14 protein-coding genes are annotated in these 16,230 nt (G+C 65.3%); 11 read left to right on the top strand and 3 right to left on the bottom strand.

Going from position 1 to position 16,230, the window contains the following annotated elements:
- The first annotated feature begins 555 nt into the window (after positions 1-555).
- From IFU11_RS16865 to IFU11_RS16850, 4 genes are all read left to right on the top strand, one after another.
- The gene (locus IFU11_RS16865; RefSeq protein ID WP_192019690.1) at positions 556-1,119 is read left to right on the top strand and encodes a hypothetical protein; all 564 of its coding nucleotides are present in this window, start codon (positions 556-558) and stop codon (positions 1,117-1,119) included.
- 107 nt (positions 1,120-1,226) lie between these two features.
- Complete coding sequence (locus IFU11_RS16860; protein WP_192019689.1) at positions 1,227-2,468, top strand: hypothetical protein; 1,242 nt, start codon at positions 1,227-1,229, stop codon at positions 2,466-2,468.
- Positions 2,362-2,940 (top strand): hypothetical protein, encoded by a 579-nt coding sequence (locus IFU11_RS16855; protein ID WP_192019688.1) that lies wholly within the window; start codon positions 2,362-2,364, stop codon positions 2,938-2,940. The genes IFU11_RS16860 and IFU11_RS16855 overlap by 107 nt, the downstream gene beginning before the upstream one ends.
- Positions 2,937-3,677: a hypothetical protein gene (locus IFU11_RS16850; RefSeq protein WP_192019687.1), complete on the top strand. Its 741-nt coding sequence runs from the start codon at positions 2,937-2,939 to the stop codon at positions 3,675-3,677. Before IFU11_RS16855 ends, IFU11_RS16850 begins: the two co-directional genes overlap by 4 nt.
- A 77-nt stretch (positions 3,678-3,754) precedes the next feature.
- Here IFU11_RS16850 and IFU11_RS16845 read toward each other — a convergent pair whose 3' ends face one another.
- Complete coding sequence (locus IFU11_RS16845) at positions 3,755-4,201, bottom strand: MerR family transcriptional regulator (RefSeq protein ID WP_192019686.1); 447 nt, start codon at positions 4,199-4,201, stop codon at positions 3,755-3,757.
- A gap of 67 nt (positions 4,202-4,268) precedes the next feature.
- On the opposite strand from IFU11_RS16845, the gene IFU11_RS16840 reads away from it, so the two are divergent.
- Positions 4,269-5,264 carry an arsenic resistance protein gene (locus tag IFU11_RS16840; protein ID WP_441004832.1) on the top strand — a complete coding sequence of 332 codons (996 nt, stop codon included), beginning with the start codon at positions 4,269-4,271 and terminating at the stop codon, positions 5,262-5,264.
- Positions 5,265-5,757: 493 nt separating this feature from the next.
- Here the strand turns inward: IFU11_RS16840 and IFU11_RS16835 are convergent, their stop codons facing one another.
- Entirely contained in the window at positions 5,758-6,321 is a 564-nt protein-coding gene (locus IFU11_RS16835; protein WP_192019684.1) for a class I SAM-dependent methyltransferase, read from the bottom strand.
- 1,007 nt (positions 6,322-7,328) lie between these two features.
- On the bottom strand, positions 7,329-8,435 hold the full coding sequence (locus tag IFU11_RS20390; RefSeq protein WP_371742813.1) for a TetR/AcrR family transcriptional regulator: 1,107 nt from the start codon (positions 8,433-8,435) through the stop codon (positions 7,329-7,331).
- 184 nt (positions 8,436-8,619) lie between these two features.
- On the opposite strand from IFU11_RS20390, the gene IFU11_RS16825 reads away from it, so the two are divergent.
- The 6 genes from IFU11_RS16825 to IFU11_RS16800 all read left to right on the top strand — a co-directional run bounded on the left by IFU11_RS16825 (position 8,620) and on the right by IFU11_RS16800 (position 16,205).
- Positions 8,620-9,894, top strand: a complete 1,275-nt coding sequence (locus IFU11_RS16825) for an MFS transporter (RefSeq protein ID WP_192019682.1) — start codon at positions 8,620-8,622, stop codon at positions 9,892-9,894.
- Positions 9,894-11,711 carry a glycoside hydrolase family 3 protein gene (locus IFU11_RS16820; protein ID WP_192019681.1) on the top strand — a complete coding sequence of 606 codons (1,818 nt, stop codon included), beginning with the start codon at positions 9,894-9,896 and terminating at the stop codon, positions 11,709-11,711. The genes IFU11_RS16825 and IFU11_RS16820 overlap by 1 nt, the downstream gene beginning before the upstream one ends.
- A gap of 47 nt (positions 11,712-11,758) precedes the next feature.
- On the top strand, positions 11,759-13,099 hold the full coding sequence (locus IFU11_RS16815; RefSeq protein ID WP_192019680.1) for an aspartate aminotransferase family protein: 1,341 nt from the start codon (positions 11,759-11,761) through the stop codon (positions 13,097-13,099).
- A gap of 375 nt (positions 13,100-13,474) precedes the next feature.
- Entirely contained in the window at positions 13,475-14,365 is an 891-nt protein-coding gene (locus IFU11_RS16810) for an ABC transporter substrate-binding protein (RefSeq protein WP_192019679.1), read from the top strand.
- The gene (locus IFU11_RS16805; protein ID WP_192019678.1) at positions 14,362-15,429 is read left to right on the top strand and encodes a FecCD family ABC transporter permease; all 1,068 of its coding nucleotides are present in this window, start codon (positions 14,362-14,364) and stop codon (positions 15,427-15,429) included. Before IFU11_RS16810 ends, IFU11_RS16805 begins: the two co-directional genes overlap by 4 nt.
- Positions 15,426-16,205 (top strand): ABC transporter ATP-binding protein, encoded by a 780-nt coding sequence (locus IFU11_RS16800; protein ID WP_192019677.1) that lies wholly within the window; start codon positions 15,426-15,428, stop codon positions 16,203-16,205. Before IFU11_RS16805 ends, IFU11_RS16800 begins: the two co-directional genes overlap by 4 nt.
- Positions 16,206-16,230: the final 25 nt, after the last annotated feature.

The raw sequence follows: 16,230 nt of genomic DNA, 5'->3' as shown, positions 1-16,230 counted from the left end.
CTGGCGGACCGCCGACGCGGACGGGGCCACCCCGGTGCCTGCGTGCATCCCTGAATCGACACCCCTGTCACGGCCGCCTGCGGCCCCGGTCGGGGTGTGTCCCCTCACCCTTCTGTCATCGGCTGCCCCGTCATCGACGGTTCATCCCAGTTCTGTTGGTGCCAACCCTCTGAGCTATGGCGTCCGTTCGAGGGCAAGGCGAGCGGAGCGAGGCGCGGCAGCCCGAATGCGGGACTGGCGGTGTGCCCGCGCGCCGCCAGCCTCGACGGCCTTGGGGTGGGGATGGGCCGACGCCGAACAGGGCGCCGAAGTCGCAGGAGGCGTCCGCCTGATCGTCGTGCCCTCCACAAGAGCAGGAGGTGACGCACCAGCGTTCATCTCAACTCGCGCAAGCGACGGAAGGACACCATGGCACTGCTCCTCTCACTGCAACTCGTAGCGACCGCGTTGAGTGCGACCGCGCTCGGTACAACCGGTCCAGCGATCCCTCTCGACGCGCCAGCTTCCGCAGCCGTCGTCACGGCCTCGGGTTCTGCTAGCCCCTCGGTAGCGGAAGTGGGCGACTGTGTCGGCTTCGCGCTCGACGTGTCCGGCACCCAGGACGGTATCGCGATCGAACCGATCACCGCCGCACTCACCGGTCCCTACGACGGCTGGCCCCCGGTCGGATCGGTCGCGGAGGCAGCGACGGTCGGCTCGTTTTCCGCGACGTGGACAGGCTCCGAGTGGAGCTACGACGGCGACTGCGTGAGCGTCTCTGCGGCCGGCGGATACGCCTGGACGCTCGACAACCCGAACGATCCGGAGGGTCTCGACCTGATCATCCATGAGGCGTCGGTCGTCGATGTCTCGGAACCGGCCGTCATCGATCCGGAGGACGGCAATGAGACCGAGCCACCCGTCGATCATGAGGACGAGCACAGAGAGACCGCCATCGATGTCGTTGCAGATCATTCTGGCGGAAGTGTCGGGACCAAACGTCCCCAGCTCGCTGTCACCGGTGCGAATGAAGATTTCCTCATCGCCGGCGCGGCGGGAGGTCTGCTCACGATCGCGGCGGGCGTGGCCCTCGCCGCACGGAGCCGACGAAGCCGCGCTCGGGTGGAGGAGGCAGCATGAGCCGGCGTATCCTCAGCGCAGCCGGCGCAACGATCCTGCTTGCCGCCACGCTGGGCTTGCCTGCCTTTTCGGCGAGCGCTTCGGTTCCCGCCGCGGAGGACCCGTCAGTGACTGCGGACAGCATCGCTCCATCCCCTCGAGCCGCCACCGCATACGGGTGGGGCCAGCTCGTGAACTACGTCACCCCGGACGGCTCGCTCGCGTACTGCATCGACGTCCAAGCCGATTGGCCATCCGGCGCCACCGGCGGCGGAACCCTCGTCGGCGGCATCAGAGCAACAGCCGGGACGCGCGACGTCGGCGGCACGGACCTTGCAATGCTCAACGCCGGCCTCTCCCAGTTCGGGCAGACCACCGACAACGACACTGCGGCGGCCGTCGCCGCGTTCGTCTACGCCTTCACCTCGCAAAACCACCCCGGCTACGACGGCGCCATTCACTACATCAGCCTGAAAGCCGACGGCCACGGCGCCGCTGTGACTGCAGCGTTCAACAACATTTGGGCGTGGGTCGGTGATAACTGGGCTGCCGCAGCCGGTTCGAACACGGCGACCACAGCCATCACGATGACCGACAGCACCACCGGCTACATCGACGTGACCGTCGACCCCGCCGTGGCGGCCGGCACGCTCACCCTCACCGGCGCGCACGAGACCAGTACCGGTGCGACCTCGGTGGTCGTCGGCAATGGATCCCGCATCGACATCACCGGCGATCCCGTCGACGGCGTCGCGGACTACGACATCCGGGCCGACGGTTCCTGGACTACACCCGGCGGCTACGCGTCCGAAGCGTGGATGTACGAGACGCCCGGCCAGCAGCGCCTCGCCCGCGGCAGCGAGAACCGCTCCCCCATCCCGTTCACCTCCGAAGCCAGCACCACCGCCTCGACCATCTTCCAGCCGATAGTGACGAGCGAGATGCAGCAGAGCCTCGTCCCCGTCGGCGGCACCATCGTCGACCATGCCACCTGCGACCTCTCCCCCGACGGCACCAGCACCACTTGGCGGCGCAACCGGGAGGGTGAAGGCGTCGAAGTCATCTGGGACGTCGCCATCTACGCCAAGCTCCCCGGCGAAGACAGTCTCCCCGAGGTCCCAGAGGGGCGAACAGCTCTCGGCACGGCCACCGCCAGCTGCGACGAGGTCGGCGACGTCATGGAAGCCTCCTTCCCCCCGCCCCGACGAGGCCGACGGCCCGATCACCGCGGTCTGGTCGCTCGACCTCGACAAGCAGTACGACATGACCAAGTCCGTCCTGCAGGGATCCTGGCACGACGCGTTCGGGCTGCCCGACGAGACGACGGTCGTCCCCCGTGTCACGACGAAGGCTGTGCCGTCGGTGATTGAGGGAGAGCAGTACGGCGACACCGCCCATCATGAAGACGTCGCCCTCTACCCCGACACCGCCGTGCAGACCTTCACCGCCTACCGCATCACCGACGGGCAGCCCGTCTGCGATGCCACGACCGAATACCTTCCGGAGTCGGCGCCGATCCTGGTCAACGGCCGCACCGATGTCCCCGGGCCGACCTTCACCGCTACCCGCGACATGAGCACCGGGGTCAACTGGATAGAACGCACCTACGCCGACGGCACGAAGCAAGTGCTCCTCAGCGAAGGCGTCTGTGGGCAGGAGGGTGAGCAGACACTCTTCATCGACCGCCCCGGACAGGCACTCGCGAGCACCGGCTTCGACAGTGCAACGCTCGCCGCCGGCGCTGCTGCCACGATGCTCCTCGGTGCCTCGCCCTTCGTCGTTCGTCGTGTCGTGCGGCGCCGAGCCAGCCGGACCGCCTTGAGCGAGGGGATCGCAGGATGAGCGAGGAACAGACTGGCCCCTCGTCGGACCTGAGCCAGGACCAGAACGAATGGGTGGCGATGTATCGCCACGGGTTACGATTCCGCAAGCCACAGCCGGACTATGACGACGTGCGCGACGACTACGAGGACATTCACGGCGACGGCCCTCGGATGGAGGAGGATATCCAACTGAGGATCGTTGAGACTCAGATGGACCTGCTCCTCCGTTTCACCGGGGCATCGGACTACGACATCCACCGAGACCCTGACTCCTGGCTAGAGACGTACTATGCCTTGGCAGGCAAGTGGCTCGGTCGAGATGCAGGGATCGACGAACAGCTCGAGAGCGTCGACCGAGTCCTTTCGCAGACCGGCGGGCCGCTTTGGCGCCCGGACCTGTACCTCCCGTTAGACGAGGTTCACCAAGCTGCGGTAGAGACCGTGCCTGCGAGCCCACAAACCGCGCCGTCGACCTCCGCTTCTAGCTGGCGAGAGCCTCCCCGTCTTATCGACTGGACTCCGGACGAGGACCCGGCCGCGGGGTACCTTCGGGACCTTCGCGCCAATCGCCAACAGGCACTGGAGTTGGGTCTGCCCGAGCGCTCCGAAGACGTGCAGCCGCAGGATTCGAGGGGACGCCTAACCGAGTTAGCTCGGAAGTTCTCAAGCAGAGTCCTCCGACCGCACTCAGACGATACCCACCGCGACGCTCACCCGCTGCGCCAGCCCGGGTCTGGCGGGGGTCTGGAGCTCTAGAGCGGCCCGCTCTGCGCGACGGGCAAGATCGACACTCCCCAGGATGTCGACACTAGGTCAACTACTAGCGACTCACGTCAATCGGGCGTCGAGAACCTGCCGGAATTCTCGCCCCGGGCCATGCGTTCAGACGGTTGAAACACGCATTCCGTCGAGCAGTGTTCGGCTCGATCTGGACAGTTCGCGAGTCCCATGTCGGCCTGGTCGAGGCGGGCGCGCAGCTCGTCGAGGCGGGCGCGTTTCTCGTCGATCTGGCGCACCCGTTCCGCCAGGAGCGGGCGGAGCTGGTCGCGAACGTCGGTGCAGGAGTCGTCCTCCAGCGACCGGAGATGCCGACCGATGTCAGCGAGTGGCAGGCCGAGTTCTTTGCTCGCTTCGATCAGGTCGAGCCGCCCGAGCACGGCGGTGTCATAGTCGCGGTAACCGTTGCGGGTGCGGCCGGGCGCGATGAGCCCGATGCTCTCGTAATAGCGCAGCGCGGTCGGTGCGACGCCGGTGCGTTTGCTGACCTCCGAGATGCGCATGCGCCGATCCTACGGCTGGGAACCCGGCTTGACCTTCCAGTGGCTCGAATGTTTACGGTTGAGCCTCGTGCCCCTCAACTCTCGGTCCCTCGTGGCGGCGGTCGTCCCGTGGCTGGAACGTCACCAGATCGTCCTCTACCTCGCGGCGATCGCTGTGGGTGGTGTCTTCGGTCTGATGCTGCCTGGCGCGCATCATCTGGAAGTGGCGATCGAGCCGGTGCTCGCGCTGCTGCTGTTCGCGACGTTCCTCGGGGTCCCGTTCGCCGCGATCGGCCGCGCGCTCCGCGACGTCCGGTTCCTCGCCGCGGTCGCGGTGGTGAACTTCGTCATCGTGCCGCTCGTCGCCTACGGACTGTCGCGGTTCGTCGCGGATCAACCAGCCCTGCTGTTCGGGGTGCTGCTGGTACTGCTGACGCCATGCATCGACTACGTGATCGTGTTCGCCGGCCTCGCCGGAGGAGCCGCGGAGCGCCTGCTCGCGGCGGCTCCGCTGCTGATGCTCACGCAGATCCTCCTGCTACCCGTCTACCTGCTGCTGTTCATCGGTCCCAGCGGTGTCGCGGCCGTCGAGCTCGGCCCGTTCGTGCGCGCGTTCCTGCTGCTCATCGCGCTGCCACTGACCGCGGCCGCCGCGACCCAGTGGCTCGCCAAGCGGCACCGGATCGGACGCGGGATCGAACGCACCATGCTGACGCTGATGGTGCCGCTGATGGTCGCCACGCTCTTCACCGTCGTGGCCTCGCAAGCGGCAGCCGTTAGCACCGCGGCCATCCAACTGCTCGTGCTCGTGCCGCTCTACGCCGCGTTCCTCGTCATCATGGCGTTCATCGGCACGGGTGCCGGGCGCCTGTTCGGCCTCGACGTCCCGGCCACCCGTGCCCTGGTGTTCAGCGGTGCCACCCGCAACAGTCTCGTGGTCCTCCCACTCGCGCTCGCGCTACCCGCGTCACTCGCGCTCGCGCCCGTGGTAGTCGTCACGCAGACGCTCGTCGAGCTGGTCGGCATGGTCGTGTTCGTGCGGCTCGTCCCACTGCTGGTTCAGGAACGAAAATCGGTCCGCTGATCCGGCCGTCACCTGTGAGTAACGCAGGCGCCGCGAGCGCTGATCGTTGTGCTTGAAAACCATGATCTGAACGCCGATAGCTTGCGCAATCCGCTGGGGTCATCCGTATGCAGCACAAGCCGCTGGGAGCAGTCACACGGCAGCCGGATCATTGCCCCCGGAAGAGGAACCGGCGGCCAGTTACTTCCCGTCCGTTCAGGTATCGGAATCACCGGTTTGGTTCTGGTTGTCGCTGTCGGTCTCCTTCGGAGCCGTCGGCGTCGAACCCGTCGGCGCGTCATACTAAGCATGCTGGTCATTGCGCGGTGAGCGGATCGACGAGTCACGTTCCGCGCAGAGTCTGCTTCGCGATACCACCCGTTGCGTCGTGCAACGGCTCCGCGACTTGGAGATCCAGCGCCCGGTGCAAGCGGTGGCGCCGACCTCAGCGTCGGCGCCTTTTGTGTTTCTCTTGACGCACCTTGTCTGGGAGGGTGGCGACCAATGCCAAGGGCTACGTCGCTGTGGCACGGATGAGGAAACCGTTGAGGGACTCGTTCTGGTAGTCGACCTCGAACGAGGCTCGGGCGAGGTCGCGAGTCACTGCTCGAGCCGAACCGCCCGATTGTGGGCTGAGCGCCAGTACTAGCGAGCCAGGAGCGCCGTCGATGACGCGTCGCATCTGTTGGAGCGCAGCAGGTCGATCTGCCCAAAAGTGGACGTTATCTATGGCCAGGACGGCATTGAAACGTCCCGTGGCGAAGGGCATCTGGTTCGCCTCACCGACAACCAGTTCGAGACGCCCGTTGCGAACAGCGTCATCATTTCTGGATCGCGCGCGACGGTGCATCAGCAGCGAAGGATCGAGACCGGTGACCTGTCCTCTGGGCACGAGAGCGAGCAGCGCCTTCAAACCCAGTCCTGGCCCGAATCCGATCTCCAGCACGTGCGCCGCATCGTGAACATCCAGTGCCGCCGTCGCGAGCTCACGCAGCGCGGATCCGGTCTTCTCCATAAGATCAGCGCCCCGCTCTCCATCCGCGCCCCTCGGGACGACGAATGTATCGAAGATGTTCATTCCCACCTCTGAGGTCGCTCTAACTCGCATACTTGGCTCAGCCCATTAGCGCACACGACATGCCCGTTACGTCAAGTGCACTGTCGTGCCCCAAAAGGGTCCGCCACAACCGAGTTCCGACCTACCGCCTTTGGAAGTGTTCCCGAGCGCCCCTTGCGTGACGAGGCAGAAACGTTCGTTTGCGGCGCGCACTCGCCGCATGGCTGAGAGGTCTCACGTTTACAGCGACCGGCCCCACCTCTGCATCATCACCCCGGATATGCAGCAGCTTGCAGGATTCAGTCCTCTCCCCACCAGACTGCCATGGTCGCCTTTCGCTATCCACACCGTCGTGGGCGCAGGAATAGGGCCGAAGCTACTGCTGCGGAGCGGCCCCGCTACGTCGCCGCCCTCGATGCAGTCTTGCGCGATCGGCGTTTTCTGGTTCTCGACGATTGCCGTCGCAGGCGGCTCCTGGACGCTGAAGGCTTCCGCGATACTTCTCGTAGCGCTCGGCGTCGGGCTGGGAACGACCTCGCTCATGCAGGCTGCCGTCTACGGAGTCGCACCTGATCGAGCTGGCATGGCGTCAGCGCTACTGAACACCGCCCAATAGATCGGTATGGCCTTCGGCCTCGCAATCCTCGCCGGCGTCGCCGACAGCATCACGTCGGTTAGCGGTGGCACAGGCGCACAGGTGCTCGTAGACGGGAACAGGACCGCCCTAATCGTCGGCGCAGGCATTCTACTCGGAGCCGCGGTCCTAGCTTTGTTCACCCCCAACAACGTGGGTGTCGGGGGTGCCCTGAACTTGCAGTTCATTGCACCGGTGCGGTCCCTCGAGCATCTCGCATACATCGAGAGTGGCCTACGGCTGTCGAGCAAGTGCGGCAATGGGCTTACAGGGGGTGTTGCGCGGCGGCAAGCGCAGGTGGGGGCAGTTGAACGATCGGCGTCATCTCTCCAGAGCGTCATGGCCCGCCATCCACGCGTTCAATCGGCTGGGTTCTGGTGGAGGCGCACGGGGTTCACTGGTGCTGGAGTACCTCCGCGACGTGGGCGTTGAGAATCCGGGGCAAGTCGGACGCGCTATCGAACCCGATTTCAAGTATCGACTGGTACTGCAGGCCGTCCCACAGTGCGATCAGCCGTGTCGCTTCGAACCGTGCATCCAGGTTCAGACTCTGGTCCGAGGCCGCGCGAGCAAAGAGGTTCTCGAAGTAAGCGATCGTACGGACGAATCGTTCGCGGAAGTACCCATGGACGGGATGTTCGAGCGACACGGCCTCTGTGGACAAGACGGCATAGAGACCGATCAGCCCGCTTTCCGCTCCTGCATCTCGCGCGGCCTCCACCCCGACGGCGAGTAGTTCCTCCGTCGGATCGAGTACCGCACCCGCTCGCCTCGTGACCATGTCGTTGTCGCGTTGTCGCATGACTTCGGCGAACAGGTCGGTCTTACTGGGGAAGTGGTGTCGCAAAGTGGAGGGCGCGACGTTCACCCGCTCGGAGATCTCTCTCATGGTGGTGGCCCCGAATCCGTTTTCGGCGAACACTGTCGTGGCATCGGCCACGATCCGCGCCCGGCGCCTATGCCCCGGCTCGTATCCGCTGCGTTCAGTCAAGACGGTGTCGATCGCCAGGGGCCGCGGGCGAAGGGCGGGTACAGAACCGCCTCCATCCCCGCTCGCTGCGTCACGTGCAAACAGCCCGGGAGGATTCAGCTCCGGGAGATACCGGCTGATGACGAGCAGCCCCTCCCACACTGCCACCCGAGTGCGCACCCCGTCAGATATGGGCTTGGACTCATCCGTCAGCAGTCGTCGGTGATGGGAATGCGAGGCGGCCTGATCGCTCCCCCCGGTCATGGCACGCGAGAGGAGGATCGCTGACAGAGCGGCGTATCCGTCCACGCTGCGTGATAGCCGGGCCGCCACCTCAACCGTGAGTGGGCTGGAGCCCATGACTTGACCGGTCTCGTCATCGAATTCATGTGCGACGGCGTCGAGCAGCGCCTCTTTCGACGCGAAGTGCTTCAGGAGACCGGGACGCGAGATTCCGACCCGGTCTGCGATGTCCTGAACCGTCACTGCCAGCAGATCGTCCTCCGCGAAGGCGCGGCGTGATTCGCGCACGATGCTCTGTCGTGTTCGCCAAGCAGCATCGGCTCGGGACACCTGCGTACTACTCACATGCACCAGTTTGTCATGAGGTCGAAACTCAAAAGTTACACTCGGGGCTATTTTGAGTTACATAAGCAACGAGATTCAGTTACATTGAGAGCCATAACTTCCATCTGGCCATCCTGAGGAGCCCGTCGTGACAGAGAAGTCCACTCCATCCCCTACCCGATCCACACCCGTCGGCCCGACATCCGCCGCCTACTTACCCACGCTGGGTCTGGCGAACTTCGGCATCTACCTGGCTGTCCTTACGCCGGTGTTCGTCTCGCTGGCGTTCAAGCTGGAGCACATCACGTCGAGTCGCGAGGAGTCTCTCGGCGCGCTCAGTCTGGTGATGGGCGTCGGGAGCCTGTTCGCGATCATCTTCAACCCGCTGGTTGGGCGGCTTTCAGATCGCACCATGTCCCGGTTCGGGATGCGCCGCCCATGGTTGATTGGTGGAACCGCAATCGGGTTCGGTGCTCTCGTCGTAATCGGTCTCGCGCCCAACGTGTGGGTGGTGCTTGCCGGATGGTGCCTTGTTCAGGCGTCCCTCAACGGTGCGCTTTCCGCACTCAATGCCACCATCGCTGACAAGGTCTCTGTCTGGCGGCGCGGGCTTGCATCCGGGATCATCGGCATCACGACATCGCTCGGGATTCTCGGTGGAACGTTCGCGGTCAACTTCCTCGATTCCGATCTCACTCGCTTCGCCGTGCCCGGCGCGGTCGGACTGCTCTTCACGATCCTCTTCGCCCTACTGCTGCAGGACAGCGTGCGTCTCGTTCGTCCCGCCGAGCGGTACGGCTTCAAGGAGTTCATCGGCTCCTTCGCGTTCAACCCACGCAAGAACCCAGACTTCGGCTGGACATGGCTTACCACCTTCCTCGTGATGTTCGGATACGCCGGCGTCGCGACATTCCTACCGCTCTACCTGACCGACAAGTTCGGCCAGACCGAGAACGAAGCGATCACGGTCATCCTCATCGCCAACCTCGCCGCAGTCGGAGCGCAGGCGATCTCTGGTCCGCTCGCGGGCTACCTGTCGGACCGGTTCAACCGCCGGAAACCGTTCGTCCTCGCCGCCGGCCTCATCATGGTCGGGGGGCTCGTGGTTCTCGCCTTCGCACCCGATGTGAGCATCGTCATCCTCGGGCAGGGCCTGATCGGATTCGGCATCGGCTCGTTCCTGTCAGTCTCCCTCGCGTTGGCCACCCAGGTGCTGCCCGATGTCGAGGACACGGCAAAGGATCTCGGCGTGATCAACATCGCCAACGCACTGCCGCAGTCCATTGCGCCGGCCATTGCCCCGGCGGTCATCGCACTGGGCACCTCCACCGCGATCGGCGGGTACTCGCTGTTCTACCTGGTGGGTGCCGCAGCGGCACTCGCTGGCGCACTCGTCGTCTACCGCGTGAAAGGAACCAAGTGATGCAGGAACCCACCAGCCAAGAGGGGACCGAAGTCGACAAGAGCTACTTCGACACCGGCCGGAGCGTCTCGGAGCGCGTCGAGATCCTCCTGAGACAGATGACGCTCGAGGAGAAGGCTGGACTGTTCTTCCACACGATGATCACGATGGGTCCTGACGGGGAGCTCTCGACGGGCGACAGGGAGTTCGATCTCCCTTCCAACAGCGAGTACGTGGTCGGTCGCCACATGAACCACTTCAACCTCCTCACGGGCGGCACCCCGGAGGCGATGGCGACCTGGAACAACAACATCCAACGATTGGCGGCAGGAACCCGGTTGGGCATCCCGGTGACCATTTCCACCGACCCGCGGAACTCGTACAGCGACAACCCCCTGGCGGGCCTCCTCGCTGGATCGTTCTCGGTCTGGCCGGAGGCACTCGGTCTGGCCGCGACGCAGGACGAGGACCTCGTTGAGCAATTCGCCGACACCGCCCGCCAGGAGTACACGGCCGTCGGCATCCGCGTCGCCTTGCATCCGCAGGTCGACCTGGCGACGGAACCGAGATGGGCACGGCAACTGGACACGTTCGGTGAAGATGCCGAGCTGACCAGCAGGCTCGTGACCGCATACATCCGCGGGTTCCAGGGAGCGGAGCTCGGGCCCGCCTCCGTTGCCACGATGACCAAGCACTTCCCCGGCGGCGGGCCGCAGAAGGACGGTGAGGATCCCCACTTCGCTTACGGCCGTGAGCAGGTCTACCCCGGGGGCATGTTCGATCACCATCTCAAGCCGTTCATCGCCGCAATCGCAGCGGGAACCACGCAGATGATGCCGTACTACGGCATGCCGGTGGGGACCGAGTTCGAGGAAGTCGGCTTCGGCTTCAACAAGTCGGTCATCACAACGCTCCTGCGCGAGCAGCTCGGGTTCGATGGCATCGTCTGCACCGACTGGGGACTGCTCACCGATGCCGTCGTCGACGGCGAGCCGTTCCCTGCTCGGGCGTGGGGTGTCGAGCATCTGACACCGCGCGAGCGGATGCGGAAGGCCATCGATGCCGGCGTCGACCAGCTTGGCGGCGAAGCCGCTCCCGACGGGCTCGTGTACCTGGTCGAACAGGGCGAGATTACCGAGGAACGACTCGACGAATCGGCCCGCCGACTGCTGCGCGAGAAGTTCACCCTCGGACTATTCGACAACCCGTACGTGGACGAGACTCGCGCAGCCCGCATCGTCGGAGCACCCGAGTTCCGGGAAGCAGGCCTCCGGGCACAACGCGCATCGTTGACACTGCTCACCAACCGCGAGTCGGCCGGCGACGGGATCCTTCCCCTGGCGCCCGGACTCCGGCTGTACGTGGAAGGAATCACCGCGGCTGTAGCGTCCCAGTACGGGACCGTGGTCGATGACCCCTCCGCAGCAGACGTCGCTATCCTGCGCATTCACGCCCCGTTCGAGAAGCGCTCGACATCGTTCGAAAACTACTTCCATGCCGGATCCCTCGAATTCTCCGCGGACCTGATCGATCACATCGATCGAGTTGCAACCGAAGTGCCGACCATCGTCGACGTCTTCCTTGACCGGCCTGCGATTCTCGGTCCGATCGTCGAGTCGGCAGCTGCCGTCATCGCGAACTTCGGCGCCGATCCCTCCGCGCTCCTCGACGTCCTCATCGGACTTGACGCTCCCAGGGGTCGACTTCCCTTCGACATCCCTTCCAGCATGGAGGCGGTCGTGGCATCTCGTTCCGACGTGCCCTTCGACACCTCTGACCCGCTCTTCGCGTTCGGTCACGGACTCACCTTCCCTGCCCGCCGTCGCACCACCCCCTGACCCTGCTACCCACGAACCTTTCACCGAGACCGACCAAGGAGACCACAATGCTCACGCTCGAATCCGCCACTCGTCGCTTCAGCGAGAGGTTCGCCACATCTGCCCAGCTCACCACGGAGGGACGGGAGGTGATCCCCGGCGGCTACAGCCGCACGTCTTTCAACTTCGGCCCCCACGCCGTGTTCGTCGAGGGCGGTGACGGTGCGTACATCGACACGGTCGACGGACACCGGCTCCTGGACCTGAACAACAACTTCACGGTCAACATCCTCGGTCACGGCAACCAGGCGATCAGCGAGGCGCTCATCGCGGCCATTCCTTCGGGTACGTCGTTCGGCAACCCGGTCGCGGAGGAGGCGGCACTGGCGCGGATTCTCATCGACCGCGTCGCCTCGATCGACATGGTGCAGTTCTCGTGTTCGGCGTCAGAGTCCGTGATGAGTGCGATTCGCGTTGCACGCGCGTTCACGGGAAGAACCCTGATCGCGAAGTTCGAGGGGGGCTACCACGGCTTCACCGACCCGGTCAGTGTGTCCGCCCACCCGCACGGTGGCGAGGAATACGGGTCAGACAGCAACCCCCGTCCGGTCGCCGACAGTGAGGGCATCCCTGACGCGGTCGTCGAGCACGTGGTGATGCTCACGCAGAACGACGAAGCAGGCACAGAACGCATCCTCCGCGAGCACGCCGACGACCTCGCCTGTGTGATCGTCGAACTCGAAAGCGGCGCGGGCGGCCACGTCGTGCTGCGAAAGGGGTTCGTCCAGATGCTGCGTCGGGTCACCGCTGAACTCCGCATCCTGCTCGTCATCGACGAGACGATGACCCTGCGGGCCTCGTTCCACGGCATGCAAAACACATACGGCATCGATGCGGACATCACCGTGATGGGAAAGATCATCGGGGGCGGGCTACCGCTTGGCGCGATCGGCGGCCGCGCAGACGTCATGGGCCTGCTCGCCGACGGCAGGGTGCCGATTTCCGGGACTCACCACGGGCACCGGCTCGCCCTGATCGCCGGCATCGCGTGTATGACCGCACTCGACGAAGCGGCGTACGACCGGCTCAACACGATGGCCGGGCGCGTCCTGTCCGAGGTCGGTGAGTGGACCGCGGCGCGGCGGAGTCCGTTCACGATCTTTGGGAGCGGCTACTCATCACTCGCCTACGCGTACTGCCTCGAGGCGGGAATGACCGTGGAGACCCAACGGGATCACTGGCGCAACGTCGACGCCGAGAAGACACAGACCTTCTCGCTCGAACTCGCGAATCGGGGCTTCTTCCCCGTCGCTCGCGGTGAGTTCTCGCTGTCGCTGGCGATGACCGACGACGACATCACGTCGTACATCGAGACGGTGAAGGACATCATCACCGACCTCGAGGCCTAAGCGCGGTCCATGGTTTCAGGCTCGGCGCGGCTAACCACTCCGACCCCCGTTCCGATCGAAAGAGAACCAGCATGAGCCGCCACGCGGTTATCGATCCTGCCATCGGCGAGCGCCTGGTCCAGCGCAATAGCTCGCTCACAGGAGCCCGTCGGACCAACGTGCGGCTCGTCTTCTCGCGAAACGAGCTATTCTTCTACATGACGTAGAACTGCGTATCCGCGCTAGTGAAGGAGCCCCATGCGACCCCCTGCCCGACGAATCATCTCCTCGACAGGGGCTGCCTCGGTCTTTCTCCTGGTCGCCACCGCTTGCGCCGGGAGCGGCGCACCGGGTTCGACTGCGCCCACGAGCGCCACTGCCGCGAACGGGTATCCGGTGTCGTTGGAGAACTGCGGCCGGACCATCACCGTCGACTCTGCGCCGGACCGTGTGGTGAGCCTGTGGCAGTCCAATACCGAAGCACTCCTTGCGCTCGGACTCCGGGACAAGATCGTCGCGGTCCAGGCGGACTACGCCCCCTACCCGGACTCGGTCACGAAGGCGGCGGATGGGTTGCAGACCATCGGGAGCATGATGGGGTTCCCGTCGAAAGAGGTTCTGTTGAGCGAGAAGCCGGACTTCGTCACCGGGCAGGTGCTGGAAGGGTTCGCGTTCGACGCCTCACAGGGATACGCGTCGGTCGAGCAGCTCGAGCAGGCCGGGGCGACCGTCTACGGCGCCAACCTCTGTGGGGCGACCGATTCACAGAGCACGAAGATCTGGAACATCGACTCCGTGTCCAAGACGCTCCGCGACTACGGCACGATCTTCAACGTCTCGGCGAAGGCCGATGAAGTTATCGCTCGGCTCGATGCCGAGAAGGAGGAGGTCGTCAAGGCCGTCCAGGGCGAGCCGACGGTGAAGACCGCGTACTTCAACGGCGGATCCGGCCCCGTGATCGTCCTGGCGGGCGGTATCTACGATGACCTGATCAGCACCGCCGGCGGCAAGAACGTCTTCTCCTCTGACTCCGTCTACGTCAGTAAAGAGGAGTTCGCCGCCTCGGACGCCGACGTCATCCTCGTCGGCACGTTCCCGGGCCAGGACTTCGCGACGCAGAAGGCGTTCCTCGAGGAGAACTTCCCCGACCTCCCCGCGGTGAAGAACGGTCGGATCAGTGAGGTGCCGACGCAGGAGACCGACTCGTCGATCTCGGTCATGGTGGGTCTGACGAAGATCGCCAACGCCCTCCACCCCGATCTGGATCTTCCGGTTCCCTCCTCGTGACAGCAGCTCCCGCACCAGCACGGACATACACCCTAGCCCGGCGGCACCCGCAACCGCTGATCGCCATCCTCCTCGTCGCCTGCATCGTCGCGGTGGTGCTCTCTGTCGCCATGGGGAGCGTGGGCATCGCACCGGGGCGCGTCGTCGAAGTGATCGGAGCGCGCCTGCTCCCCTGGGGCGGTGGCCCGGTCGCCGGGCTCGACGACCAGATCGTGTGGGAGTTCCGCCTTCCCCGAGCATTGCTCGGGTTCGTCGTCGGTGCGGCGCTTGCGGTCGCCGGCGCCGTGCTCCAGGCCGTCGTGCGCAATCCGTTGGCGGACCCGTTCGTCTTCGGTGTCTCCTCAGGCGCCTCCGTGGCCGCGGTCGCCGCGTTGACGCTCACAAGCGGACTGTTCGCCGCCGTGTCGACTCCCGTCGCGGCCTTCGTCGGGGCCTTGATCACCACGGTTCTCGTCTTCGCTCTCGCGCAGCAGAGTGGGCGGGTGACGCCGAGCCGTCTGGTGCTCGCCGGCGTGGCGATGTCATATCTCCTCAGTTCGATCACGAGTTATCTCGTCCTCCGATCCAGCGGGGCCAACCAAGGCGTCGGACAAGTCCTGTCCTGGCTCGCTGGCAGCCTCGCCGCGGCCACCTGGAGCGACCTGGGCGTCCCGGCTCTCGTCCTGATCATCGCGACCATCCTGCTCGTCCTCCTCGCGCCCATCTTGAACGCATTCCTCACCGGCGACGAGACTGCAGTCAGCCTCGGCGTAGACGTCGGCCGGATGCGACTCGTGCTGTTCATCATCACCTCGCTGCTCGTCGGCGTCGTCGTCGCGGTGAGCGGATCCATCGGCTTCGTCGGCCTCGTGGTTCCGCACGCTGTCCGCATGGTGATCGGTTCCGACCACCGTTGGGTGCTCCCCGCGTCCGCTTTGGCAGGCGGGCTGCTCCTCGTCGTCGTGGACATCGGGGCACGATTGCTCCTCGCGCCCACCGAGGTCCCTGTCGGGCTGCTCACTGCCGTCGTCGGTGCACCGTTCTTCCTGTGGCTGCTGCGGCGATCCGGTCGGAGCCAGCGATGAACGCGGCCGAAGGCAGGTCATTGGAAGTCCAGGGCGTCAGCGTGGACATCGCCGGCCGACGGATCATCGAGGATGTCGCCTTGCGGGCGTGTTCGAACGTCGTCGGGCTCGTCGGGCCGAACGGCAGCGGGAAGTCGACACTCCTCCGGACGGTCTATCGGATGCTGCGTCCGTCAGAGGGACAGGTTCTGGCCGACGACCGCGACGTCAGGACAATGCCGGCCCGCAAGGCAGCGCGGGTGATCGCCGCAGTCGTCCAGGACAGCCCAGCAGACCTCGAACTCACCGTGGCCGACTGCGTCGCGACCGGACGCCTGCCGCACGGACGGCTCCTCGCCACCGACAGTGCCGAGGACCGGCAGGTCGTGGAGCGAGCCATGGTTACCGCGGGCGTCGCGGAGTTCGCGGACCGTGATGTCAGCACGCTGTCCGGCGGCGAACGGCAGCGCGTGCAGCTCGCCCGTGCACTGGCGCAGGAACCGCAGATCCTCGTGCTCGACGAGCCCACGAACCACCTCGACATCCGTCATCAGTTGCAGTTGCTCGCACTGGTGCGCGACCTCCAGGTCACCACGCTCGTCACACTGCACGAACTGAATCTCGCCGCCTCCTACTGCGATGAGATCGTCATGCTCGAGCACGGCCGTGTCGTCGCCTCCGGAACACCGGATGCGGTGTTCACCCCGTATCTGCTCGACCGGGTGTTCGGCGTCCGAGCCGAGACCCTCGTCAACCCACTCACCGGGCGCATGCAGCTCGTCTTCGCCGACAGCTGATCGAACCGGTCCGACAGACACGACA

Origin of the sequence: Plantibacter sp. CFBP 8804, assembly GCF_014841225.1 — a bacterium.
GTDB classification, from domain to species: Bacteria; Actinomycetota; Actinomycetes; order Actinomycetales; family Microbacteriaceae; genus Plantibacter; species Plantibacter auratus.
This window is presented reverse-complemented; position numbering and strand designations above follow the sequence as displayed.